General features: G+C 61.5%; 19 protein-coding genes and 1 pseudogene. 4 read left to right on the top strand and 16 right to left on the bottom strand.

The annotated features are described in order from the left end of the window. Positions 1-16: 16 nt before the first annotated feature. Positions 17-631, bottom strand: a complete 615-nt coding sequence (locus tag ACVWXD_RS05640; protein WP_032887231.1) for a TetR/AcrR family transcriptional regulator — start codon at positions 629-631, stop codon at positions 17-19. A 154-nt stretch (positions 632-785) separates the two neighbouring features. On the opposite strand from ACVWXD_RS05640, the gene ACVWXD_RS05635 reads away from it, so the two are divergent. Then, positions 786-1,511 carry a M12 family metallopeptidase gene (locus ACVWXD_RS05635; protein ID WP_401380198.1) on the top strand — a complete coding sequence of 242 codons (726 nt, stop codon included), beginning with the start codon at positions 786-788 and terminating at the stop codon, positions 1,509-1,511. 34 nt (positions 1,512-1,545) lie between these two features. Here ACVWXD_RS05635 and ACVWXD_RS05630 read toward each other — a convergent pair whose 3' ends face one another. Next, entirely contained in the window at positions 1,546-2,574 is a 1,029-nt protein-coding gene (locus ACVWXD_RS05630; protein ID WP_457370763.1) for a LacI family DNA-binding transcriptional regulator, read from the bottom strand. 207 nt (positions 2,575-2,781) lie between these two features. Here ACVWXD_RS05630 and ACVWXD_RS05625 point away from each other — a divergent pair, with 207 nt between their 5' ends. The 3 genes and pseudogenes from ACVWXD_RS05625 (at position 2,782) to ACVWXD_RS05615 (ending at position 7,225) form a co-directional block, all read left to right on the top strand. Further along, the gene (locus ACVWXD_RS05625; protein ID WP_122752874.1) at positions 2,782-4,965 is read left to right on the top strand and encodes a TonB-dependent receptor; all 2,184 of its coding nucleotides are present in this window, start codon (positions 2,782-2,784) and stop codon (positions 4,963-4,965) included. 1 nt (position 4,966) lies between these two features. Continuing rightward, positions 4,967-6,299: pseudogene (locus tag ACVWXD_RS05620) on the top strand (LLM class flavin-dependent oxidoreductase). Then, positions 6,296-7,225: a sulfonate ABC transporter substrate-binding protein gene (locus ACVWXD_RS05615; RefSeq protein WP_032887227.1), complete on the top strand. Its 930-nt coding sequence runs from the start codon at positions 6,296-6,298 to the stop codon at positions 7,223-7,225. The pseudogene ACVWXD_RS05620 and the gene ACVWXD_RS05615 overlap by 4 nt, the downstream one beginning before the upstream one ends. A gap of 1,665 nt (positions 7,226-8,890) precedes the next feature. Here the strand turns inward: ACVWXD_RS05615 and fecE are convergent. The 14 genes from fecE to ACVWXD_RS05545 all read right to left on the bottom strand — a co-directional run bounded on the left by fecE (position 8,891) and on the right by ACVWXD_RS05545 (position 23,307). Further along, complete coding sequence (gene fecE, locus ACVWXD_RS05610) at positions 8,891-9,682, bottom strand: Fe(3+) dicitrate ABC transporter ATP-binding protein FecE (protein WP_095185603.1); 792 nt, start codon at positions 9,680-9,682, stop codon at positions 8,891-8,893. Between the two features lie 4 nt (positions 9,683-9,686). Then, entirely contained in the window at positions 9,687-10,655 is a 969-nt protein-coding gene (locus tag ACVWXD_RS05605; protein ID WP_032886918.1) for an iron chelate uptake ABC transporter family permease subunit, read from the bottom strand. Beyond that, the gene (gene fecC, locus ACVWXD_RS05600; RefSeq protein WP_095185601.1) at positions 10,652-11,641 is read right to left on the bottom strand and encodes an iron-dicitrate ABC transporter permease FecC; all 990 of its coding nucleotides are present in this window, start codon (positions 11,639-11,641) and stop codon (positions 10,652-10,654) included. The genes ACVWXD_RS05605 and fecC overlap by 4 nt, the downstream gene beginning before the upstream one ends. Before the next feature lie 2 nt (positions 11,642-11,643). After that, the gene (locus tag ACVWXD_RS05595; RefSeq protein ID WP_032886920.1) at positions 11,644-12,564 is read right to left on the bottom strand and encodes a Fe(3+) dicitrate ABC transporter substrate-binding protein; all 921 of its coding nucleotides are present in this window, start codon (positions 12,562-12,564) and stop codon (positions 11,644-11,646) included. A gap of 138 nt (positions 12,565-12,702) precedes the next feature. Beyond that, positions 12,703-15,108, bottom strand: coding sequence for a TonB-dependent siderophore receptor (locus tag ACVWXD_RS05590; protein WP_457370762.1), 2,406 nt, complete (start codon positions 15,106-15,108; stop codon positions 12,703-12,705). Positions 15,109-15,189: 81 nt separating this feature from the next. Beyond that, entirely contained in the window at positions 15,190-15,672 is a 483-nt protein-coding gene (locus ACVWXD_RS05585; RefSeq protein ID WP_032886925.1) for an Lrp/AsnC family transcriptional regulator, read from the bottom strand. A gap of 204 nt (positions 15,673-15,876) precedes the next feature. Beyond that, positions 15,877-17,487 (bottom strand): gamma-glutamyltransferase family protein, encoded by a 1,611-nt coding sequence (locus tag ACVWXD_RS05580; RefSeq protein ID WP_260366427.1) that lies wholly within the window; start codon positions 17,485-17,487, stop codon positions 15,877-15,879. A gap of 23 nt (positions 17,488-17,510) precedes the next feature. Further along, positions 17,511-18,290 carry an amino acid ABC transporter ATP-binding protein gene (locus ACVWXD_RS05575; protein WP_095185598.1) on the bottom strand — a complete coding sequence of 260 codons (780 nt, stop codon included), beginning with the start codon at positions 18,288-18,290 and terminating at the stop codon, positions 17,511-17,513. Between the two features lie 2 nt (positions 18,291-18,292). Then, positions 18,293-19,069: an amino acid ABC transporter permease gene (locus ACVWXD_RS05570; RefSeq protein ID WP_032886933.1), complete on the bottom strand. Its 777-nt coding sequence runs from the start codon at positions 19,067-19,069 to the stop codon at positions 18,293-18,295. A gap of 12 nt (positions 19,070-19,081) precedes the next feature. Next, positions 19,082-19,888, bottom strand: coding sequence for an ABC transporter substrate-binding protein (locus tag ACVWXD_RS05565; protein ID WP_032886935.1), 807 nt, complete (start codon positions 19,886-19,888; stop codon positions 19,082-19,084). A gap of 64 nt (positions 19,889-19,952) precedes the next feature. Continuing rightward, a complete protein-coding gene (locus ACVWXD_RS05560; protein ID WP_032886938.1) occupies positions 19,953-20,621 on the bottom strand; it encodes a GntR family transcriptional regulator in 669 nt (222 codons plus the stop codon). 227 nt (positions 20,622-20,848) lie between these two features. Next, the gene (locus tag ACVWXD_RS05555; RefSeq protein ID WP_122764681.1) at positions 20,849-21,289 is read right to left on the bottom strand and encodes a hypothetical protein; all 441 of its coding nucleotides are present in this window, start codon (positions 21,287-21,289) and stop codon (positions 20,849-20,851) included. Positions 21,290-21,346: 57 nt separating this feature from the next. Then, entirely contained in the window at positions 21,347-22,627 is a 1,281-nt protein-coding gene (locus tag ACVWXD_RS05550; protein ID WP_095185596.1) for a HAMP domain-containing sensor histidine kinase, read from the bottom strand. After that, positions 22,624-23,307: a response regulator transcription factor gene (locus ACVWXD_RS05545; protein ID WP_032886945.1), complete on the bottom strand. Its 684-nt coding sequence runs from the start codon at positions 23,305-23,307 to the stop codon at positions 22,624-22,626. The genes ACVWXD_RS05550 and ACVWXD_RS05545 overlap by 4 nt, the downstream gene beginning before the upstream one ends. Positions 23,308-23,374: the final 67 nt, after the last annotated feature.

Below are 23,374 nucleotides of genomic sequence, written 5' to 3'. Positions count from 1 at the left end.
TTTGACTGTGTTTGACTCAGGTTCGAATGGCCGCTTCAACCCGCGCAATGTAGGCGTCGAAGCGCGCCACCAGATCCACCTGCTCGGGAAACCGCAACCACTGGATCTGCAGGCCATCCATCATGGCCAGGATCTCCTCCACCAGCCCGGCGATGTCCACGTCGCCGCGCACCTCCCCCGCCGCCACCAGGTCGGCAAACTGTCCTTGCATGCGTTGGTGAATCGCCGCGTAGCGCGCCTGGAACCACGCCCAGGCCGGCTGGGTATCCAACAGACTTTCGGCATTCAAGATGGTAAACGCGCGCACCACGCCAGGCGCCGTGGCATTTGAACGATTGATTGCGCGCAGGCTGCCGAGCAAACCATTGAGGGTTTTCTCCGCACGCACTTCATCGGCAATCCGCTGATTGACCTCATCACGCCGCTGCAACACGCCCATCAACAGCGAGATCTTGCTCGGAAAATGGTGCAGCAACCCGGCCACGGAAATCCCTACGATTCCCGCCACCTGCGCCATCGAGGCACCGCTGTAGCCTTCCAGGGAAAACACTTGCAAGGCCGCATCCAGCAGCTCTTCGCGGCGTTTTTCACCTTTGGGTGCGCGGCGGGTTTTCGGCGGCGACTCGGTCATGGAAAAGTCCTGGAGGAAGAGGCTTGCACCGTATCCAAAATGCCACCGCGCCGCAAATAAACCTCGGGCGAGCGCCGGGGTTTCAATGGAACGCTCTGGGCAATCCATGCCAATCAATGCTCGGACTTGTCCCAGATAACCCGAGTAAGACGCCATGATCGCTTCAAGACTATTCACGCCTCCGCTGCCCGCGCCACCCCCCTCGCCCGCCAAGGACGGCGACAGCATTCAACCGACCGAACGCCTCTCCCGAAGTCGCCGCGATGTGGGTGAGCCCGATAAATACTGGCCGCAGCACAGTACCCTCAAAATCGCCATGTATGACTACGAGATGGACGACCCTTATGTGCAGGCGGTCAAGCAGGCCGCCAGCGAGTGGCTGCCCCATATCAACCTCAAATTCGAATTCGTCAGCGGGGAAGAAGGCGATGTTCGCATCTCGGGGGTGCCGATTCATCAAGGTTCCGGGGTCTCAATGGTCGGTACCGATGCACAAAAAGTCTCCCCCGGAATGCCGACCATGAACCTGCCGATAGACTACTCGTCGACTTCATTCGTCCACACCGTGTTGCACGAATTCGGCCACATGCTCGGCGCCCGGCATGCCCATCAGCATCCTGACGCGAATATCCCGTGGGACCTGGCCAAACTTGACCGGCATATACCCCATCACTACCAGCAAGCCAACTTGCTGCCCCTGCCGCGCAGCGCTGCCTATGATTTTCTGCCGTATGACGAAGACTCAGCCATGCACTACGCGATCAACCCCGCGTTGACGACGAGTAATACCTTCCACTCAAGAAACTCGATGCTCAGCCCAGGCGATATCGCCTGGGCAAACAAGGCCTACCCGAAGGCAACTCGTCGGACCGGCACATAAGCATACGAGCCCGCGTGAGTAGCGCCCGGTTGTGTCAGGCACTCTCACGCGCGATCAACTGACATTGCAAGAAATTCAGCCGCTGGACGTCCTCCGCAACCGGTAAGACCCCCAGGCTTTCCAGGACCCGCGTCGCCGCCAGCACACCAATCTCAAGCGCCGGCGGTTTGATGGTGCTCAGGCTCGGCAGCAGCATTTCTGCAAACGGGTAATCACCGAACCCGAGCACCGCGCACTTCAATCCGGAACGCTGCCCGGCCAGCAGGCCACCGGCGGCCAGGTTGTCATTGGCGAAGAAGATCGCCTCCGGTGGGATGGCGTGGCTCATCAGCGCCTCCATGGCCTGCTTGCCCGCCTCGAACGGTGCGCGGCCGGCGTCCGGGACGAACACCTGGGGCTGCACGCCCAGCTCGACCAGGGTTGCCGCAAATCCTTCCCCACGCTCATGGGCGCTGAAGTCACCCGCCACGCTGTTCTGCACGAAGGCCATGCGCCGATAGCCCTTGCCATGCAGGTAACGCGCGGCGCTGACGCCGACCTGGTAGTGGGAAAAGCCGATCTGTACCGGTGCGCGCTCGGGCACGTAGTCCCAGGTTTCCACCACCGGAATGTCCGCGTCGGCAATCATCTTTTCGGTCGCCGCACTGTGGAAGCGACTGGTCAGCACCAGCGCCGCTGGCGACCAACCCAGAAACGCCCGCACCGCGCTTTCTTCTTGCTCAGCGCTGAAGTAACTCGACGCCAGCAACAGTTGGTAGCCATGGCGACTGAGGGTATCGCTGAACCCCTGAATGGTATTGGCAAAAATCGGTCCGGAAATGTTCGGGATCACCATCGCCACGATCCGCCCACGCGCCGACGCCAATCCGCCGGCCACCAGGTTGGGCACGTAACCCAGCTCGGCGACTACTTGGGCAATGCGTTCGCGGCGTTCTGGGGACACCTGTTCCGGCTGGTTGAAATAACGCGACACGGTAATAGCCGACACGCCAGCCTGGCGCGCCACGGTATTCAAGGTGACACGCCCGGCGCCACGGCGCTTGCGCGGTTTTTCTTCGCTCACGGGAGAATCCTGTTAACAACCAAAAAGAATATGAGGCTAATTTTTAAGTATTTGACGCTCTAAAGCAGAGCTAACAATAATGCCGATGTTAGCGCTAACAAAGCGCGCTGTCTGCTACTCGCTCAAGCGAATGCCCAAGACAGTTTCACAGGCGCTGACGGTCGTAGAACCGCAGCGGACCAGGGCATTTTTTTGAGCGGGCACAACATGCACAAACACACTCACTTGTTATTCCTCGCCGGTTTGACCGCACTTCCGGCAGGCGTCGCCGTTGCCGCCGACGAGCCGCAAGCCACCCTCGAAGCGGTGACCGTCACCGCCACCCGCCGCGAAGAATCCCTGCAGAAAGTCCCGGTGGCGGTCTCGGTACTCGATGGCGAGCAACTGGAGCGCGACAACCGCAACGGCGTAGCGAGCATCGCGCAACAGGTGCCGTCGCTGAACTTCCGTACCGGCGCATCGAACAAGGACACCTCATTATTCGTACGCGGCGTGGGTACCATCTCCACCTCCCCCGGCGTGGAGCCGACCGTGGCCACGGTGATCGACGGCGTGGTCTATGCGCGCCCCGGCCAGGCCACCCTCGACCTGCTGGACCTGGAACGCATCGAAGTGCTGCGCGGCCCCCAAGGCACGCTGTTCGGCAAGAACGCCTCGGCCGGTGTGCTCAACATCACCAGCAAGGCCCCCACCGCCGAGACCCACGGCTACATCGACCAGTCGTACTACAGCGGCAATGAAAGCCGCACCCGTTTCGGCATCGGCGGCAGCCTGGTGCCGGACGTGCTCAAAGGCTCGGTCAGCACGCTGTTTGGCAGCTATGACGGCAACGTCGACAACCAGCACAACGGTCAGGAGGTCAACGGTTACAACCACAAAGGCATTCGCGGCAAGTTGGAATTCACCCCCAACGACGACGTGACGCTGACGCTGATCGCCGACTACATGCAGTCTCACGACGATGCACCGAATGGTGTGGTCAGTAAGTCATTGACCCCGGCATTCAGCAACGCCTTGAGCCCGGTGCGGGCCTCCAGCGACAACCGCGACATCAACACCGATACGCGCAGCCATGTCGAGGACACCAACAAAGGTTTGTCCGCCCAGTTGGACTGGAACCTGGGCGACTACACCCTGACCTCAATCACCGCCTGGCGCGGCTGGGACAACACCCAATACCAGGATGGCGACCGCCTCGGCAGCGTGACCGCCGCGTTTCCCGGCACTGCCGACAAGGGTGAGCTGGCCTTCGACCAGTACTCTCAAGAGTTGCGCCTGGCCTCGCCCAAGGGTGAATTCCTGGAGTACGTCGGCGGCCTGTTCTACATGCATGGCAAGGACGAAGAGACTTACCAGCGCACGCTCACCACCACCACGCGCACCGACCGTGGCGTCGCCGACTACAGCACCACCAGCGACAGCTACGCGGTGTTCGGCGAGACCACGCTCAACTTCACCTCGCGCTTTCGCGGGATCGCGGGCCTGCGCTACACCCATGACGACTTGAAATACGATCACCGCCGCGTATCCACCTCGGCCACCACCGTCAGTGGGATTCAACCGGCCACGTCCAGCTCGGGTTCAGTGGACGAAGATGGCTGGTCCGGGCGCCTCGGCGTGCAGTACGACCTGACCGATAACATCACCAGCTACCTGACCTACTCGCGCGGCTACAAAGGCCCGGCCTACAACGTGTTCTTCAACATGCAGCCGCGCGATACCGATGCGCTCAAGCCGGAAACCTCCAACACCTGGGAAGCCGGGATCAAGGCCACGGCCTGGAACAACCGACTGACCACCAACCTGGCGGTTTTCCACAGCGACTACGACAACTACCAGGCCAACTTTTTCGACTCGGTCGCCGGCCAAGTGGTGACCCGCCTGATCAACGCCGGCAGCGTCAGCACCGAAGGCGTCGAACTCGATTACGCCTTGCAGGCCACCCAGCAACTCAAGCTCTCCGGCGCCCTGGCCTACACCCGTGCACGCATCGACGAATTCGCCTGCCCGGCGGGCGCGGCGGCCACCTGCAACGTCAACGGCAAGCCGCTGCCCTACAGCCCGGACTGGAAAAGTTACGTACGCGCCGACTACACCATCCCACTCGATAACGGCCTGGATATCGAACTGGGCACCGACTACAGCTGGCAGAGCGAAGTGCAGTACGACATCAGCCAAAACCTCGACACCAAACAAGGCGCCTACGGCATCTGGAACGCCAGCGTGGCCCTGGCGGACTACAGCAATGGCTGGCGCGTGGCGCTGCTGGCCAAAAACCTCGCCGACAAGTCCTACTCGCCATTGCTGGCCAGTGGCGGCAACTACATCTACCGCGCCGTACCTCGTGACGATGAACGTTACTTCGGCGTGCAACTGCGCAAGGATTTCTAACATGAGCCGTCAGCTGAAACTCGGCGCCTTTCTCATGGCCACCGGGCACCATGTGGCCGCGTGGCGCCATCCGGACGTACCGGCAAATGCCGGGCTGGATTTCGCCCAGTACAAACACTTGGCGCGGGTGGCCGAAGCGGCCAGGTTCGATGCACTGTTCGTAGCCGACAGCATTGCCGCGCCCACGGGCGAGATCGCCAGCCATATGGCGCGATCGGATCATTTCGAGCCGCTGACCCTGCTCTCGGCGTTGAGTGCGGTGACGGAGCATATCGGCCTGATTGCCACGGCGACCACCACCTACAACGAGCCCTACCATGTGGCGCGCAAATTCGCCTCGCTGGATCACCTGTCTGGGGGGCGGGGCGGGTTGGAACCTGGTGACGTCGGACGCTGCTGCAGAGGCGCAAAATTTCGGCCGCGATGAACACGTGGGCCATGCCGAGCGCTACAGCCGCGCCCGCGAGTTTCATAAGGTGGTGACGGGCCTTTGGGACAGCTGGGAAGACGACGCCTTCGTGCGCGACAAAGCCAGCGGCACCTACTACGAGCCGACGAAGCGGCATGTGCTCGATCATGTGGGCGAACACTTCCGGGTCAAAGGCCCGCTGAACGTGGCGCGCTCGCCTCAAGGCCAGCCGGTGATCGTGCAGGCGGGCTCTTCGGAAACGGGCCGCGATTTGGCGGCACAGACCGCCGAGGTGGTGTTTACCGCACAGACTTCGCTGGCCAATGCCCAGGCATTTTATGCTGATCTCAAAGGGCGCCTGGACGGGTATGGACGTCAGCCGGATTCGCTGAAAATCATGCCCGGCGTGTTTGTGGTGGTCGGGCACACCGAGGCCGAGGCCCAGGCAAAATTCGAGACATTCCAGGATCTCGTGGAGCCCGAAGTCGGCGTTGCCTTGCTGGGGCGCATGCTGGGCAATTTCGACCTGTCAGGGTACCCACTGGATGGGCCGTTGCCGGAGCTGCCATTGACCGACAGCGGGCAACGGAGCCGTCAGCAATTGCTCAGTGATTTGGCTCATCGCGAACAGTTGACCCTGGGACAGCTGGGGCGGCGCATCGCCGGTGGTCGCGGGCATTACAGCCTGATCGGCACGCCCGCGCAGATTGCCGATGAGCTGCAAAACTGGTTCGAAAACGGCGCGGCGGATGGTTTCAATATCCTGGTGCCTCATCTGCCCGGTGGGCTGGAGGATTTCGCCCAGTGGGTGGTGCCTGAACTGCAACGGCGTGGCCTGTTGCGCACCGAATACACCGGCACGACCTTGCGGGAAAACCTCGGTTTGGCGCGCCCGGAAAATCGCTTCAAGGAGACTCCGGCATGAAGATCCCGGCACTGTTGTTGGCCTTACTGATGACCCAAACCGCGTGGGCGGCCGAGCCGGACACCCTGCGCATCGGCTACCAGAAAGGCTCCATCGCTTTGGTCCTGGCCAAGGAACATGGCCTGTTGGAAAAACGCTTCCCGCAGACGGATGTGAAGTGGATCGAATTCCCCGCCGGCCCGCAGATGCTTGAAGCGCTCAACGTGGGCGCACTGGATGTGGGCTCCACCGGCGACATCCCGCCGCTGTTCGCCCAGGCGGCGGGCGCCGACTTGGTGTATATCGGCGCCGAGCCGCCCAAGCCCAGCGCCGAAACCATACTGGTGCGCAATGACAGCCCACTGCATTCGGTGGCGGATTTGAAAGGCAAGAAAGTTGCCTTCCAGAAAGGCTCCAGCTCCCACAACCTGATCCTGCGCGCGCTGAACAAAGCGGGCCTTAGCTACAAGGACATCCAGCCGGTGTACCTGCCGCCCGCCGATGCCCGCGCGGCGTTCGAACAAGGCAGCGTGGATGCCTGGGCGATCTGGGAGCCCTACTCGTCCCTCGCCTTGAGCCAGAGCCCCAGCCATGTGCTGGCCAATGGTGAAGGCTTGGGGTTGTCGGGACCGGTGTACACCGCGCGGCGTGAATATGCCCAGGCCAACGGTGGATTTATCCATGATCTGCTGGGTGAGTTGACCAACGCCGAAGCACTGACCCGCAGCCAGCGTGAGGACAGTTTGAAGGTACTGACAGCCTTCATGGGCCTGCCCGGTGACGTGATCGCCCGCTATATGGATAACCGCCCGCCATCGCCGATTTTGCCGATTGATGAGGGGATTATTCAGGCGCAGCAAGCGACGGCGGATTTGTTTTTCCAGAACCGGTTGTTGCCCAAGGCGATTGAGGTGAAGCAGGCCGTGTGGAAATCCGAAGTCCACTGAAATCAAAATGTGAGAGGGGGTTTGCTCCCGATGGCGGTGTGTCAGTCACTTGATGTTTTGACTGTTGCACCGCCATCGGGAGCAAGCCCCCTCCCACAGTTGAGTGGATTCCAGTCCGGCAATGTGTTGATCGTGAATGCGTAAAGATAAAGCTAAGTAACTGCCCCCCTAAAGATCAAAATGTGGGAGGGGGCTTGCTCCCGATGGCGGGGTGTCAGTCACTTGATGTTTTGACTGTTGCACCGCCATCGGGAGCAAGCCCCCTCCCACAGTTGAGTGGATTCCAGTCCGGCAATGTGTTGATCGTGAATGCGTAAAGATAAAACTAAGTAACTGCCCCCCTGAAGATCAACATGTGGGAGGGGGCTTGCACCCGATAGCGCTGAGTCAGTCACTTGATGTTTTGACTGTTGCACCGCCATCGGGAGCAAGCCCCCTCCCACAGTTGAGTGGATTCCAATCCGGCAATGTGTTGACCGTGAATGCGTAAAGTTAAAGCTAAGTAACTGACCCCCTGAAGATCAATATGTGGGAGGGGGCTTGCTCCCGATGGCGGTGTGTCAGTCACTTGATGTTTTGGCTGTTGCACCGCTATCGGGAGCAAGCCCCCTCCCACAGTTGAGTGGATTCCAGTCCGGCAATGTGTTGATCGTGAATGCGTAAAGATAAAGCTAAGTAACTGCCCCCCTGAAGATCAACATGTGGGAGGGGGCTTGCTCCCGATGGCGGTGTTTCAGTCACTTGATGTTTTGACTGTTGCACTGCAATCGGGAACAAGCCCCCTCCCACAGTTGAGTGGATTCCAGTCCGGCAATGTGTTGATCGTGAATGCGTAAAGTTAAAGCTAAGTAACTGACCCCCTGGAGATCAATATGTGGGAGGGGGCTTGCTCCCGATGGCGGTGTGTCAGTCACTTGATGTTTTGGCTGTTGCACTGCAATCGGGAACAAGCCCCCTCCCACAGTTGAGTGGATTCCAGTCCAGCAATGTGTTGATCGTGAATGCGTAAAGATAAAACTAAGTAACTGACCCCCTGAAGATCAAAATGTGGGAGGGGGCTTGCTCCCGATGGCGGGGTGTCAGTCACTTGATGTTTTGACTGTTGCACCGCCATCGGGAGCAAGCCCCCTCCCACAGTTGAGTGGATTCCAGTCCGGCAATGTGTTGATCGTGAATGCGTAAAGTTAAAGCTCAGTAACTGACCCCCTGAAGATCAACATGTGGGAGGGGGCTTGCTCCCGATGGCGGGGTGTCAGTCACTTGATGTTTTGACTGTTGCACCGCCATCGGGAGCAAGCCCCCTCCCACAGTTGAGTGGATTCCAGTCCGGCAATGTGTTGATCGTGAATGCGTAAAGTTAAAGCTCAGTAACTGACCCCCTGAAGATCAACATGTGGGAGGGGGCTTGCTCCCGATGGCGGTGTGTCAGTCATTTGATGTTTTGACTGTTGCACCGCCATCGGGAGCAAGCCCCCTCCCACAGTTGAGTGGATTCCAGTCCGGCAATGTGTTGATCGTGAATGCGTAAAGTTAAAGCTAAGTAACTGCCCCCCTGGAGATCAATATGTGGGAGGGGGCTTGCTCCCGATGGCGGTGCTTCAGTTGGAACAGCTTGTACTGACTCAGCGCTATCGGGAGCAAGCCCCCTCCCACATTTTTAACGCGTCAGGCTTGAGTGCGGGTGCTTTTTTCCACGACGCACATCGGCGTACCGGAAACCGGCTCATTGATGATCTGCACCTGCACCTCAAAGACCTCCCGCATCAACTGCGCACTGATCACCTGCCCCGGCGCGCCATCGGCGACCAGATGACCGCCGTGCATCACCGCCAAATGATCGGCATAGCGGCACGCCTGGTTGATGTCGTGGAGCACGGTGATCACGGTCTTGCCTTCGGCGGCCAGTTCGCACATCAAGTCCATGAGTTCGACCTGATGACTGATGTCGAGATAGGTCGTCGGTTCATCCAGCAATACCACCGGCGCGTTCTGCGCCAGCACCATCGCCAGCCACGCGCGTTGGCGCTGGCCACCGGACAGATCCGCCAGGGCGCGGTCGGCCAGGTTGTCCAGTTCCAGGCGCTGCAGGGCCTGGTTTACCTGGGATTGATCGCTGCCGCTGAGGCGTCCCCACAATGAGTTGTGAGGACTGCGGCCGTAGGCAACCAACTGGCGCACGCTGACGCCTTCCGGCACCGGCAATACCTGGGGCAGAAACGCGATCTGCCGTGCCAGCTGGCGGGCGGACAAGGCGCTGTAAGGCTGGCCGTCGAGCGTCAGTTCACCCTGCGTAGGTTTGAGAATGCGCGCAAAGGCCTTGAGCAACGTGGACTTGCCGCAGCCGTTGGGCCCGATCAGCGCGGTGACTTTTCCCACCGGTGGCGCAAACGAAAGCCCCTGCACGATGCGTGTGCCGCCGTAGCCGATATCAAGCTCGCGGGCCTGGAGAATACTCATGTCATCAACCCTTGAACCGTGCCAGCAACCAAAGAAAATACGGTGCGCCAATCACCGCCGTCAGCACCCCGGCGGGGATTTCGCTGGGCGCGATCAACGTGCGCCCGAGGGTGTCGGCCAGCACCAGCAACAGCGCGCCGACCAGCATCGCCGCCGGCAGCAGGTACTGGTGATGCCCGCCCACCAGCCGCCGCGCCATGTGCGGTGCGACCAGACCGATAAACCCAATCGGCCCGATCACGCCTACGCCCAGGCTGGTGAGCAGCACCGCGCAAGCCATCGCCAGCCAGCGCGTGCGACTCAATGCGGTACCCAGGCTGTGGGCCGCTTCATCACCGAGGGCGATCAGGTTCAGCGGTTTGGCCAGGCATAGCCCCAACGGGATCAGCAGCAGGAACGGCAACACCAGCGCCACATGGTGCCAGTTGCGGCTCCACAGGCTGCCGGTGAGCGCGAGCAGCGCGGTGTTGATATCCAGCGGATGGGACAGGATCAGAAACTCGGTGACGCTGGACAAGGTCACCGCAATCGCCACCCCGGACAGCGCGAAGCGCACACCGGAAAAACTCACGCCGGTGTTGTACAACGCCAGCAGCAAAGCGCCGCCGGCACCGCCCAGGCAGGCCACCAACGGCAGCCAGGCAATCGGCAGGTGCGGCCAACTGATGATCGCCACGGTCAGCGCCAACCCCGCGCCTTGGGTCACGCCGAGGATTTCCGGCGAGGCCAGCGGGTTGCGGATCACGCCTTGCACGATCGCACCGGCCAAGCCGAAGGCTGCGCCTGCGAGGATGGCGATCAGGCTGCGCGGCAGGCGGTGGTTCCACACTTCGAAGTCGAGGGCGTCATGGGCCAGCAGGCGATCGAAGACGGTCGCGGGCTTGAGCCACAACGTGCCGGCGCTGAGGCTGACGAAGGTCGCCAGCAGCAACAGGCCGAGCAGCAACCACAGGCGAAAACGTGGGCGGATCATAGGGCGCGCCTGGCAAGAAACAGAAAGAACGGTGCGCCGATCAGCGCCGTGACTACACCGGCCGGGGTTTCCACCGGAAAGGCCACGGCGCGGCTGAGCAGGTCGGCGCCGAGCACGATCACCGCGCCCAACGCCGCACTCAGCGGGATCAGCCAGCGGTAATCATTGCCGAGAAACTGGCGCAGGATATTCGGCGCAATCAAGCCGACAAAACCAATCGGCCCCACCGCGCAGACACTGGCGCCCACCAGCAACAGGCTGGCAATGAACACTTGCAAGCGCAGGCTGGTGATGCCCACGCCCAACGAGCGGGCGGCGTCTTCGCCAAGGTTGATCAGGTTCAGGCGTGGCGCACACCACAGCGCCCACAGGCCACCGATCAAGGTGCACGGCCACAGCAGTTGCACTTGGGCAGCGCCCACATTGGCGAGGGAGCCGGCCAGCCAGTTCAATACGCTTTGTGCCTGAGCCTCCACCAGAATCACCGTGAGCCGGGTCAAGGCAGCGCACAACGCCGCCACCGCCACGCCGGCCAATACCAAGCGACCTTGGGCCGTGGTCGGCGACCAGGCGCCACCGAGGCTGAACACCGTGACCCAGGCCAACGCGCCACCGATGCAGGTCATCAGCAAGGCGCCACCGGCAAACGGCGGTGCAACCAATCCTGTCGAAAACAACGCCAGCCCCAACGCCGCTCCCGCCGTCACGCCAAATAACGACGGCGAGGCCAGGCGGTTACGGGTGATGCCTTGCATCAGTGCCCCGGCAAGGCCCAGGCAAGCACCCACCAGCGCCGCACACACCGCGCGCGGCACCCGCAATTGGGCAACGATATAAGCCATATTGCCGCCGACAGCACCTTGATGAACCAAGCCATTCCAGGCATCTGTCGCAGTCAGGGTGAACGGTGACCAGCTGTACAACGACAACCAGAACAGCACGGCGCCGAGCAGCACAATGCCCGCCGCCGCGAGACTACGCGCCATGTTTATTGGCTCAGTACGGCGTTGCCGCCCTTGAGAATCGCCAAGGCGTCTTCGGCGATCTGCTCCGAAGCGAGCACGCCACGGTTGCGCGCCCAGCTGTCGCCATCCACTTCGGCCACATGCTTGTTACGCACGGCACCGAGCACTTGCCAGAGTGGCTGCTTGCTCCACGTGTCGACGATGCTCGGGCGACGGTAATGGCCGACCAGCAACCAACCGGGGTCAAGGGCCAGCAGTTGTTCCAGGCTGACGAATTCGGTGGGGGCGGCATTGGCGCGCACCGAAGGCACTTTCAGGCCGATGGCTTGGAGCACGCTCCCGGCGTACGAATCCGGGCCGTGCACCGAAAAGCTGTCTTCGCGGGCGACACCGAACAGCACGCTGGCACCGGCGGGAATCTGTTGGGCAATTTTTGTCAGGTTCGCGCGGTTCTGGGCGATGCGCGCTTCCATCTGCGGGCTTTTGCCCAAGGCTTTACCGATCAGCTCGGCGGACTTGAGGCTGCCCTCATAGTCCTCACCGCGCGAAGGCAGCAACAAGGTTGGCGCGATGCTGGCCAAGTCGCTGTACAGCGCTTGATGGCGATTGAGGTCGGCGACGATCAAGTCCGGCTTGAGCCGGGCGATTTCCTCGATACTCGGCTGCGAACGCAGGCCCACTGACGTCCATTGGCCGATGGCCTGGCGCACACGGGGCAAAACGCGGTTGGCGTCGCCATCATCCGCTGCACCGACGGGGGTTACGTCAACGGCGGCGAGGCTATCGAGAAAGGAGAACTCCAGCACCACCACACGCTTGGGCGCATCGGGCAGATGCACAGCGTGCTGGCCGTCGTTGAGATCGATGGGGGCAGCACTTAACAGGCTTGAAGAGAACGCCAGCAGGCAGGCAGCAAGGATGGGGATGGAGCGCAACAGTTGCATGAAGGGACCTCGGCGTTAAAACACCCCGGCTGGACCGGCTGGGGAAAACGGCGGGTACTATTCCATATCAGCGCGGCGTGATCAAAAAACATTCTCATTTGTGGGAGGGGACTTGCCCCTCCCCCATTTGATCGGCCTCTAGAAGTCGACGGTGGCAGAGAGCAGATAGGTGCGCGGTGTCGACAGGGTCAGCCCCGGCTCGCTGTCATCCGACGCACCCGCCGAGCTCCAATAGCGTTTATCGGCGATGTTCTCCACATTTGCCCGCAGGGTGATGTGCTTGTCGTCGACCTTGAACCCATACCGGGCACCCACGTCGATACGGTTCCAGGCGTCGATTTCCTTGACGTTGGACTGGTCCAGGTACTGCGAGCTGGAGTGGATGCCACGGCTGGTCAGGGTCAGGCCTTCGAGCATCGGCACGTCCCATTCGGCACCAACGTTGACGTTGTACTTGGGCGTGGCCGGCGCGCGGTTGCCGTCGTAGGTGCCGTTGGTGGTGTCCTTGAGTTTGCTGTCGATGTACATCACGCCGCCGAGCAGGCGCACACCCTTGAGCGGCTCGCCGAACACACTCAGTTCCGCACCGGAGTTTTCGCGCTTGCCGTTAGGCCCGAACAGCCTCGACGTGGCGTTGGTCTCGTAGGCCGGTTGCTTGATGCGGAACACGGCGGCCGTCACGCCGAAGGCACCGGCGTCGTACTTGGCGCCCACTTCCACCTGGCGACTGACAAACGGCGGGAAGATCTCGTCTTCGTTGCGCGACGTGGACGGCGCGATCTTGCCTTGGCTCAAGCCTTCCATGTAGTTGGCGTACAGCGACAGTTTGTCGGTGGCCTTGAACAGCAAGCCACCGGATGGCGAGAGTTTTTCTTCGTCGTAGTTGGTTTTGCCTTTGACCCCATCGCTCCAGTCGTCGACTTTCACCCGCTGCCAGCGCGCGCCAAGGGTCAGCAACAAGCGGTCTTCGAAGAAGCCCAGGGTGTCAGACAGGGCCACGCCGCTGAAACGGTTTTCGGTGTAGACCTTCGCATCCTGGCGCGTGGCCGTAGACGGCGTCGGGGTTTGCACAGGGTTGTAGAGATTGCTCGTGCCTTCTGGATAACGCGCGCCACCGTTAGTGAAGTCCATATAGAAGTCGCTGAGTGCCAGGTTGACCTCATGACTCACCGGCCCGGTATGGAACCAATTGCGTACACCCGCCGTGGCCGTTCGCACGTTTTCATCACGGGTGAAATCCCGGGGCTGCACGCGGAAGTCACCGGCCGCATTGCTCACCGACACCGCATGGCGCAGGAACTCGTGATTACTTTTACGCGCGCCTACACCGCCGTAGAGCATCACCGAATCGCTCAGGTCATATTCGGCATTCACAGTGCCGAAGGTGTCCTTGGTGCGGGCCTTGCTCCAGGATTGCGCGTAATTGCGGCGCACATCGTTGGCGCTCGGTACCGGCGCGGCGGGCGCTACCTGCACACGTTCCTGGGGCGCATCGGTATCCCGTTCGGTGCGGCCAATATCGGTGGACAACCGCAGGCGCTCGCCCCGGAAATCCAGTCCCAGCACGGCCATCTCGCGGTCGACACTCTGGTGATCCCATTCGGTGTCGCCGGACTGCTTCACGCCGTTGAAACGCAAGCCGAACTTGTTGTCCTCGCCAAAGCGCCGGCCCACGTCCACCGCGCCACCGGCTTGGCTATCCGAGGCCCAGGTGCCGGTAAACGAGGTGATGTCTTTGTCGGTGGCGCGCTTAGGCACCACGTTGATGCCGCCGCCCACACTGCCGCGCGGCGAGATGCCGTTGATCAGTTGGGTCGGACCTTTGAAGATGTCGACGCGGTCGGCCATTTCCATGTCGATGGTGTAGGTCGGCAATACGCCATAGAGGCCGTTGTACGACACATCACTGTTGAACAGGCTGAAGCCACGAATGGTGAACTGCTCATAACGCCCACCGGCCGGGTTGGTGGCGCGTACCGAGGGGTCGCTGTTGATCAGGTCGCCGAGGGTGCGCGCCTGCTGATTCTTCACCGCATCGGCGGTGTAGGTGGTCATGCTGAACGGTGTTTCCATGAAGTCCCGCGTGCCCAGCAAACCTTGGGAACCACGGCGCGCCACTTGGCCACCGGCGTAAGTATCGCCGTCGTACAGGCCGGTGGTGCCGAGGATAGAGGTCGGCGCCAGTTCCAGGGTGCCGCCGTCCGGCGCTGGCACCAACATGTAGGCCTGCTCGCCCATGGGTTGCAGTTGCAGGCCGGAGCCTTGCAGCAAGCGCGCGAAGCCCTCCTCCACGCCGTACTCGCCGGATAAACCACTGCTGCTGCGCCCGCTGACCAGCGCGGGATCCACTGACAGGTTGACGCCCGACAACCCGGCAAAACGGGTCAACGCTGCGCTCAGGCTGCCGGCCGGCACCTGATAGCTGCGACGCGCCGCGGCGTCTTCGGCAAAGCTTGTAGGCACAAACAATGGGCTGGCGCTGAGGCTCAGCATCAGGCTCAGTTTGAGCAACGGGCGCAAACGCAAGGGTAGGACTGCGGACATTGGAGGAAGCTCTCGATTTTGTTCACTTGCCTGGAATGACAGGCGAGGTAAAAAAAGGGGACAGGCTTCGAGAGTTATTTTTTAGCCAATGGGCACTTCCAGCCCTACCTTGACGCGATCCAGCGCCACCAATGTCTTGAACCACTTCACGTTGGGGTTCTCGGCGAACAGCCGGGCGGCGAGATCCTGGTATTCCTGCATGCTGGCAACGTTCAGCACCAGCACGAAATCCGCTTCGCCGGTGACGTAATAACACTGCTGCACCTGGGGCACGGAGAAGCTGGCCTTGGTCGTCGACAGCGCGTCGATGCTGGTACGTTCGACGGAAACCTCGGCAATGATGGTGATCGGCTTGCCGGCCTTCACCGGGTCCACCAGGGCCACATTCGCGATGATCACTCCACCCTCTTCCAAGCGCTTGATGCGGCGTTGCACGGCGGCGGTGGAGAGGTTGACCTTCTCGGCGAGAGTACGCAGGGGCAAGGCGTTGTCGCGCTGCACCAGGGCCAGGATGGACCAGTCGAAGCCGTCCAGGTCCAGCGTGTAAGAAGCGGGTTTGGCCATTCGGTGCGTGCTCGACGGGGTGAGAAATTTTATCGAAAACAGCCTCGACTCAGAGACCAATGACGACCAGGGCCTCAATACTATCCCAACTCCTTCAGCATGCAGAAATGGAGCGTCTCATGGTTTTTTTGATTCACCTGTCGCCGATGTTTCCGGTGATGTCGAAGGGTTCCGTCGCCACGCAGCGGCCGGGCATGCTGCGCCCTACCACACCGCGATATGGGAATCCGCACGTGGTTCGGTGCCGCCACACAACACGCCGCTGACCGGGTCACGCAGGATAATCTGCCCGCGCCCGTAATCGGTCAGGTCGCTGTCGGTCTGCACGGTATGACCACGCCGCGCCAGTGCATTGACCAGGCCCCGCGAGGCGCCGTGTTCGATGCCGACCTTCATGTCACCCAGCCATTGCCAGCGCGGCGCATCCAGCGCGGCCTGGGGGTTGAGGCCGAAGTCCACCAGGTTCATCACCATCTGCACATGACCCTGGGGCTGCATATACCCCCCCATCACGCCGAACGGGCCGAGTGCCTGGCCGTCCTGGGTGAGGAAGCCGGGGATGATGGTGTGAAAGGTCTTCTTGCCCGGTGCCAGGTGGTTGGCATGGGCCGGGTCGAGGCTGAATTCCTGCCCACGGTTCTGCAGCGCAATGCCGCTGTCGGGCAACACAACGCCGGAGCCGAAGCCGTGGTAGTTGCTCTGGATAAACGAGACCATATTGCCTTCGGCGTCCGCCGTGGCCAGGTACACCGTGCCGCTGGCGTGGGGGTCGCCGGGTTTGGGCGGCTGCGCCTGCTCGCTGATCTGGCCACGGCGGCGGCTGCTGTAGTCGTCGCTGAGCAGGTCGGCCACCGCCACGCGCATGTGCGCGGGGTCGGTGATGTAGTGCAGCCCATCGCTGTAGGCAAGTTTCATCGCCTCCAGTTGGCGATGCCAGGTCTGCTGGCTGTCGCGGTGATCGAAGGTGAAGCCTTCAAGGATTTTCAGCGCCATCAACGCCACCAGGCCCTGGCCGCTGGGCGGAATTTCCCAGACATCCACGCCGCGGTAGTTGATATGGATCGGCTCCACCCACTGCGCGCGGTAATCCTTGAGGTCGCTGGCGCGCAGGTAGCCTCCACTGGCGCGCGAGTGGGCGTCAAGGCGCTCGGCCAGCGCGCCGCGATAGAGGCTTTCGCAGCAGGTAGCGGCCAGTTCTTCCAAGGTGCGGGCCTGGGCCGTGTTACGGAAGATCTCACCGGCGCGTGGCGCGCGACCGTCGATCAGGAAGGTATCGAACCACGCGTCCAGCACTTCGTCACGGTGCGGGCTGAATTCGTTCATGGAGATCTGCCATTGATGGGCGACCACCGGCGACAGCGCAAAGCCTTCCCGCGCCAAGGAAATCGCCGGTTGCAGCAACTCGGCGAACGGCAACTTGCCGAAGCGTTGCGACAACTCAGCCCACGCCGACGGGCAACCCGGTACCGTGACTGGGGTCCAGCCATACAGGGGCATCTGTTCATGCCCGGCGGCCTTGACCGCCTCAATACTCAAGGCCGCCGGCGCGTGGCCGTTGCCGTTCAGGCCGTGCAACTGGCCCTTGCACCAGACCAGGGCAAACGCATCGCCGCCCAGGCCGCAACCGGTGGGCTCTACCACCGTCAGGGCGGCGGCTGTGGCGATGGCGGCGTCGATGGCGTTGCCGCCTTTTTGCATGACTTCGATACCGGCCTGGGCGGCCAGGGGTTGCGACGCGGCGACCATGCCGCGACGGGCAAACACGCTCTGGCGTTGCGACGGATAGGGGTACTCGTGAGGAGAAAATTTCAACATGGCAAACGCTCTTCAAAAAAGGGTCATAACACGCGACTGAGAAAGGCCCGGGTACGCGGATGGCTGGGGTGGCTGAAGATCTGTTCCGGCGGCCCCTGCTCGATGAGCTCGCCCTGATCGAGCACCACCACGCGGTCGGCCACTTCACGGGCAAACCCCATTTCATGGGTGACCACCACCATGGTCATGCCCTCCTCCGCCAGTTCCTTCATCACCTGCAAGACCTCGCCGACGGTTTCCGGGTCGAGGGCACTGGTGGGTTCGTCGAACAACATGGCCTGGGGCTTCATCGCCAGCGCGCGGGCAATCGCTACCCTTTGCTGCTGGCCGCCGGAGAGCATTGACGGGTAATGGTTGGCTTTGTCGGCCAGGCCGACCCGCGCCAGCAAGCCGCGCGCCTGTTCCAGCGCCTGGGCACGCGGGGTGCCGAGCACCTGGATCGGCGCCTCGATGATATTTTCCAGCGCAGTCATATGGGGGAACAGGTTGAAGCGTTGGAACACCATGCCGATGTCCCGGCGCTGACGGGCGATGTTGCGCTCCGAATCGCGTACCAGGCTGCCGTCGCTGCGTTCGCGATAGCCCATGGCGCGGCCGTTGACACGAATGCGTCCGCCCTGGATATCTTCGAGCAGGTTGATGCAGCGGATAAAGGTGGTCTTGCCAGAGCCGGAGGCGCCGATCAGCACCACCACTTCGCCCCGCCGCACTTGCAGAGAGATACCCTTGAGAATCTGCAACTCGCCGAACGACTTCTGAACATCCAAAGCCTCAATGATCAGCTCTTCACTTTGGTGCGCCATGGTTAACGTCCCCTCAGCAATTTCAGGGTGCTGCGACCGAACATACGGCTGGCGGCCGGCGGTGGCGAGGAAGGTCGATCGGACTGGCCGAAGCGATTTTCGAGCCAGCGCTGGAAGAAGCCCCACAGGGTGGTCAGCGTCAGGAAATACAGGGCGACCACCAGGTACAGCTCGAACACGCGGAAGGTCGCCGAGGTGATCATCTGCGTGCTAAGCAAGAGTTCCTGCACGCCGATCACGCTGACTAGGGTGGTGTTCTTGAGCATGACGTTGAACTCATTGCCCAACGGCGGCACGATCACGCGGAACGCCTGGGGCAGCACGATGCGCCGCATCAGTTTGGCAAAGCCCATACCCAGGGAACGCCCCGCTTCGTATTGGCCTTTGTCCACCGCGCCGATACCGGCGCGGATGATCTCGGCCATGTACGCACCTTCGTTGAGGCCCAGTGCAATGATGGCTGCCTGGATATTGCCGGGAACGATCAGGCCGAACAGCTCGATGTCTTCGAAGCGGAAAATCCCGCCAGCCGCCAGTGCGGTGTACAAAAACACGATCTGCACCAGCAACGGTGTGCCGCGCATCAACCACACGTAAAAGCGCACCGGCAGGTGCAGCAGCGGATTCTTCGACAGGCGCAACAGCGCCGCCGCCAACCCCAGCGCACAGCCCAGCAGCATCGCCAATATGCTGATCAGGCAGGTCAGCCACAGCCCGGTGAGGTACACCCCACTGGGCTGGAGCAGGTACTGCCAGAACACATCCCAATTGAAATTCATCGTCGGTGCGCCTCAGTCGAGTGTGTCGCTGCTGACATGCCATTTGTTAAGCAATTGCACGTAGCTGCCATCGCTGCGCATGTCGCTGATCACCTGCTGTACGGCGGCGGTGAGCTGCGGGTCGTCCTTGCGCATGCCCAGGCCGGTGAGGATGCGGCTGAACGCGGGCACACCTTCCTGGAACAGATCCGGGGCCATTGCGGCGTAGTAGCCGGCGGTTTCCACGGTGGTGCCGTATGCGTCGACCTGGCTGATGCGCAGAGCCTGAAAGGCATCGGTGTCGGTGTTGTAGACCACCAGTTTCATCGGCGGCTTGCCGGCCTTGGTCAGGCTTTCATTCTGGGTATCGAGCAGGGTCTTGATGGTCGAACCGTTGAGCACCGCGACCTTGTGCCCGGACAAGTCATCCAGGGTCTTGATGCCCTTGGGGTTGCCCTTGGGCACCACCACCGACTGGCTGGAATACATGTAGTTGACGATGTCGATCACCTGGCGCCGCTCGGGTTTGTCGAACAGTTGGTCAACGATCATGTCGCACTGCTGGGCGAGCAACGCCGGCACCAGCCCGGAGAACGGAATCACCCGCCATTGCACGTGCTTATCGCCCAGGCGTTTGGCTATTTCCAGCCCCAGATCGACAGTGAGCCCGCGCGGTTGCTGGGTTTCGTCGAAGGACACCAGGGGCGGTGAATCCATCCCCGAGCAGTAGGTGAGTTTGTCGACTTTCTGCAGGCGCTCCGGCACCTGGGGCGCAGCAAAAGCCCATTGGGTACAGAGGCCGAGGGAGACAGCCATCAGCAAGGCACGGCGTTTATGCATGACCAGACACTCCAGTTCGTTAAGTAACGGGGGCAGGACTCAACGTCAACACACGACAGCTTTCTTATTGTTCGGATTGCAGGAATTGGATCAGGGCGGGCACGGTGCCTTCGATGTGTTCGCGCACCACCGCTTCAGCGCGTGCCCCATCACCGGCGCGGATCGCCTCAAGGATCACCGCGTGTTCCTGACGTGCGCTGAGGGGTTTTTCGCCGTGTTGCAACCACAAGCGCATGGGCGCCTCCACCAGCGAGTACAGCGCCGAGATTTGCTTCATCAGGCGCGGGCGACCGCTGAGGCTGCACAGGTATTCGTGGAAGGCACGATGACGGCTGACCCACACGGCGCTTTCATCGCGGTAGTCGTCCATCTCGTCGAGCAGGCGCTCCAGCGCGGCGAGTTGCCGCTCACCGATACGGCCCACCGCTACGCGCACCGCCAGACCTTCCAGGGCGCTGCGCATCTCGAACACTTCGTGCAGTTCATCGATATCCAGGCCGCTGACGATGGCGCCACGGTTGGGACGCAAGGTCACCAGGCCCTGGGCGTCCAGGCGACGGAACGCCTCGCGCACCGGCATGCGGCTCATGCCGATCTCGCTGGCGATATCCTCAGCAATCAGCCGGTCGCCCTTGTGGTAGCGGCCACCGCAGATGGCGTCGAGGAGGAACTTGTAGGCCTCCTCCTCGGCAGTGAGAGGCTGGCGATCAACGTAAGCGGGGGCGAACTGCATCGGCTGCACCTTTTGAATTTTTGTATCCAATTATCCACGGATACATAAATGCAGAATGCGTGCCAATCGTTCATGGGGTAAGCCAAGTGATTGATTTGGATGAAATAGGTCGCAAGTGCCTGACGGCATACGCAAAGACGGTGTAGGAATGTGCTACCAAATGGCTCAGAAAATGCCCCGTGCCGGGGCAGTGCGGTCGCCGGTAACAGCCACATGCACGTGCAGAATCAGACGGATTCGGCCGAATAGATGATGGTTTGTGCGGTGTCTTGCGCAACGGTCTGACGGGTGAAGTAGGTGTCGCCTTCGTCAGTCAGGATCTCGTAGTCGACTTTTCGGGTGGCGCTGGCGTGCTTGATGATCTTCAGCACGCGCTGGAATTTCACGCTCTGCGTTCCGTTCTGGCTGGGTCCGGTGAGGACGCTGACGCTTTGAAACCATCCGGCGTGCTGCTTGTTGCTCAACAGGGCGCCGGTCATTGCTTCAAAACGTTCGAGCCGGGTGAAACCCCATAAGGTCTGCTCCTGCACAGTCGCATCCGGCGTGGCCGCGCCGGTAAACACAAACAGATTGATCGCCGGGCTGTCTTCACAAAAGAAGTCATAGGGGACCAGGCCATCGACCATTTTCCTGCCGGGCACAAAGCCTTTTTTATGCACCTGAAACATCGCCACCTCCACTCAATCAATGGTGACCAGTCTAAAGAGGTGCGACGTACAGGGCGGTCAAGCCAATGTAATGTCGTGTAAAGATCGCGCGCTGTGCAGGTTGACCTCCACCGTCAGTCCCCCGGTCGGCTCGTTGCGCGCCACAATATTGCCGCCATGCATTTGCACTGCCCTGGCCGCAATGGCCAAGCCCAGGCCAAAGCCCACGCTGGCGTCCCCTGCACCGCGCTCAAACGGGTTAAAAATGCTACGCAGCCGGCGGTTTTCGACGCCCGGCCCCTGGTCGGTGATGTGCACGCAGAGGCGGTTCCCATCGCTACTGATCCGGGCCGACACCTGCACCGTGGTGCCAGGCCGTGTGTAGCGCACAGCGTTGCGGATCACGTTTTCGAAGCAGCGGTACAGCAATTCGCCGCTGACACAGGCAATAAATGGCGGACATGCCCCAAGGTGCACGCGGCAGCCTTTGATGCCGGCTTCGAATTGCGCATTCTCGACAATCATCCCCAGCAACTCGACGATGTCCACGGCGTCACGCTCAATGCTTTCGGGGCGCCCCTGCAGACGAGCCAGGGTGAGCAGCGCCTCGATCAGCGTGTCCATGCGCTCGGATTCGCGCTCGATGCGTTCGAGCATTTCCACGCGCGCCACATCCTGGCGCAACAACCCGATGGCGGCCTGTATGCGCGTGAGGGGTGAACGCAGCTCATGGGAGATATCGTGCAATAAGTGCTGCTGAGCCTCCACCAGCACCTTCAGCTGGTTGGCCATGCGGTCGCAGTCTTCGGCCAAGTCGACGATTTCATCTCGGCGCTTGCCCATGGCGGGCTTGACCCGGGTTTCAAAACGCCCTTGGGCCGCGTCGCTCATGGCCCGCTTAAGATGAGCCAGGGGCCAGGCCAGGTAATACGCCATATAACCGCTGAACAACGCACTCATCAGCGTACCGATAATCAGCGGGATCTGGCGCCAGGGCCTGCCGTGATCGTCGGGGGCATGGGTGGACTTGACCGACAGCGACAGCCCTTCCTTACTGATGATTGATCGCTCATAGACCGGGTTCAGCACCGTTGAACCGGCCACCAGGTGGCCCGCGCTGTCATACACCCCAATGGCCTCGTCCGAGGGATGCTCCCACACGTTAAGCAGTTGGGTGGCCGCTTCGACACCGAATTGCTCCAGCAGTCTTTCTTCGCTGGTAAGAATGGCTTCCACGTGCGGATCACCCGCGCGAAAACTGCCCAATTCAATCACGCCGACCCCCGCCAGGAACGTCAGGCTGGTGGCCAACCAGAAGGCCAGGAACAGCTTCCAGAACAGCAGGCTGGGCTTGGTCATTCGGCAATCAACAGGTAGCCGAGGCCGCGCACACTTTGAATCCACGCCTTGGCATCCGCGCGTGGCCCGAGTTTTTGCCGAATGCTGCTGATGTGCACGTCGATACGCCGGTCGTAGCGGGTCAATGGGCAACCCAAGGCGTTCAACGACAGGTCCTTTTTACTCACCACCTGGCCGGCACTGCGGGCGAGCTCTTCGAGCAGGCTGAACTCGGTGCTGGTCACGCCCAGCTCAACCCCTTTCCATATTGCCTGGCGCTTGCCCGGCCACAACACCAGTGAGCCGGTCTTGATCATCTCCGAAGTCGGCTGGCCGGCTGGCTGCACCCTGCGCATGATGGCGCGCAGGCGAGCGACCAGCTCACCGGGGGAGCTGGGCTTGGGTACATAATCATCGGCACCTAGTTCCAGGCCGGTGATGCGGTCGATGTTGTCGCCACGGGCGGTGAGCAAGACCACCGGCACCTGGCTGACGGCGCGAATGCGCCGGAGCACCTCGATCCCCGAGCGCTGGGGCAGCATGACGTCCAGCACCACAATGCTGTAGCGCCCCGACAACGCCTCTGCTTCACCCTCCTCGCCCGTGTGCACGGCGGTCGCAGCAAATCCTTCGCGCTCCAGGTATTGGCTCAGCATTCCAGTGAGTTCCTGGTCATCGTCGACTAACAGTACGGAGATCATCGCGAGCTCGTCAGTGGGTGGTCGCGCATTATTGGCCCTGGCGCGTTTTTGCAGGCCAACCTTTACC

It is taken from the genome of Pseudomonas sp. TE3911 (assembly GCF_054062775.1).
Note: the sequence above shows the minus strand (reverse complement) of the source record. Positions and strands in the feature narration are given on the sequence as shown.

Excerpts from the sequence above, each read along its gene's own strand:
- ACVWXD_RS05640 (WP_032887231.1), bottom strand. The coding sequence starts at position 631 with ATGACCGAGTCGCCGCCGAAAACCCGCCGCGCACCCAAAGGTGAAAAA.
- ACVWXD_RS05635 (WP_401380198.1), top strand. The coding sequence starts at position 786 with ATGATCGCTTCAAGACTATTCACGCCTCCGCTGCCCGCGCCACCCCCC.
- ACVWXD_RS05625 (WP_122752874.1), top strand. The coding sequence starts at position 2,782 with ATGCACAAACACACTCACTTGTTATTCCTCGCCGGTTTGACCGCACTT.
- ACVWXD_RS05615 (WP_032887227.1), top strand. The coding sequence starts at position 6,296 with ATGAAGATCCCGGCACTGTTGTTGGCCTTACTGATGACCCAAACCGCG.
- fecE (WP_095185603.1), bottom strand. The coding sequence starts at position 9,682 with ATGAGTATTCTCCAGGCCCGCGAGCTTGATATCGGCTACGGCGGCACA.
- ACVWXD_RS05605 (WP_032886918.1), bottom strand. The coding sequence starts at position 10,655 with ATGATCCGCCCACGTTTTCGCCTGTGGTTGCTGCTCGGCCTGTTGCTG.
- fecC (WP_095185601.1), bottom strand. The coding sequence starts at position 11,641 with ATGGCGCGTAGTCTCGCGGCGGCGGGCATTGTGCTGCTCGGCGCCGTG.
- ACVWXD_RS05595 (WP_032886920.1), bottom strand. The coding sequence starts at position 12,564 with ATGCAACTGTTGCGCTCCATCCCCATCCTTGCTGCCTGCCTGCTGGCG.
- ACVWXD_RS05590 (WP_457370762.1), bottom strand. The coding sequence starts at position 15,108 with ATGTCCGCAGTCCTACCCTTGCGTTTGCGCCCGTTGCTCAAACTGAGC.
- ACVWXD_RS05585 (WP_032886925.1), bottom strand. The coding sequence starts at position 15,672 with ATGGCCAAACCCGCTTCTTACACGCTGGACCTGGACGGCTTCGACTGG.
- ACVWXD_RS05580 (WP_260366427.1), bottom strand. The coding sequence starts at position 17,487 with ATGTTGAAATTTTCTCCTCACGAGTACCCCTATCCGTCGCAACGCCAG.
- ACVWXD_RS05575 (WP_095185598.1), bottom strand. The coding sequence starts at position 18,290 with ATGGCGCACCAAAGTGAAGAGCTGATCATTGAGGCTTTGGATGTTCAG.
- ACVWXD_RS05570 (WP_032886933.1), bottom strand. The coding sequence starts at position 19,069 with ATGAATTTCAATTGGGATGTGTTCTGGCAGTACCTGCTCCAGCCCAGT.
- ACVWXD_RS05565 (WP_032886935.1), bottom strand. The coding sequence starts at position 19,888 with ATGCATAAACGCCGTGCCTTGCTGATGGCTGTCTCCCTCGGCCTCTGT.
- ACVWXD_RS05560 (WP_032886938.1), bottom strand. The coding sequence starts at position 20,621 with ATGCAGTTCGCCCCCGCTTACGTTGATCGCCAGCCTCTCACTGCCGAG.
- ACVWXD_RS05555 (WP_122764681.1), bottom strand. The coding sequence starts at position 21,289 with ATGTTTCAGGTGCATAAAAAAGGCTTTGTGCCCGGCAGGAAAATGGTC.
- ACVWXD_RS05550 (WP_095185596.1), bottom strand. The coding sequence starts at position 22,627 with ATGACCAAGCCCAGCCTGCTGTTCTGGAAGCTGTTCCTGGCCTTCTGG.
- ACVWXD_RS05545 (WP_032886945.1), bottom strand. The coding sequence starts at position 23,307 with ATGATCTCCGTACTGTTAGTCGACGATGACCAGGAACTCACTGGAATG.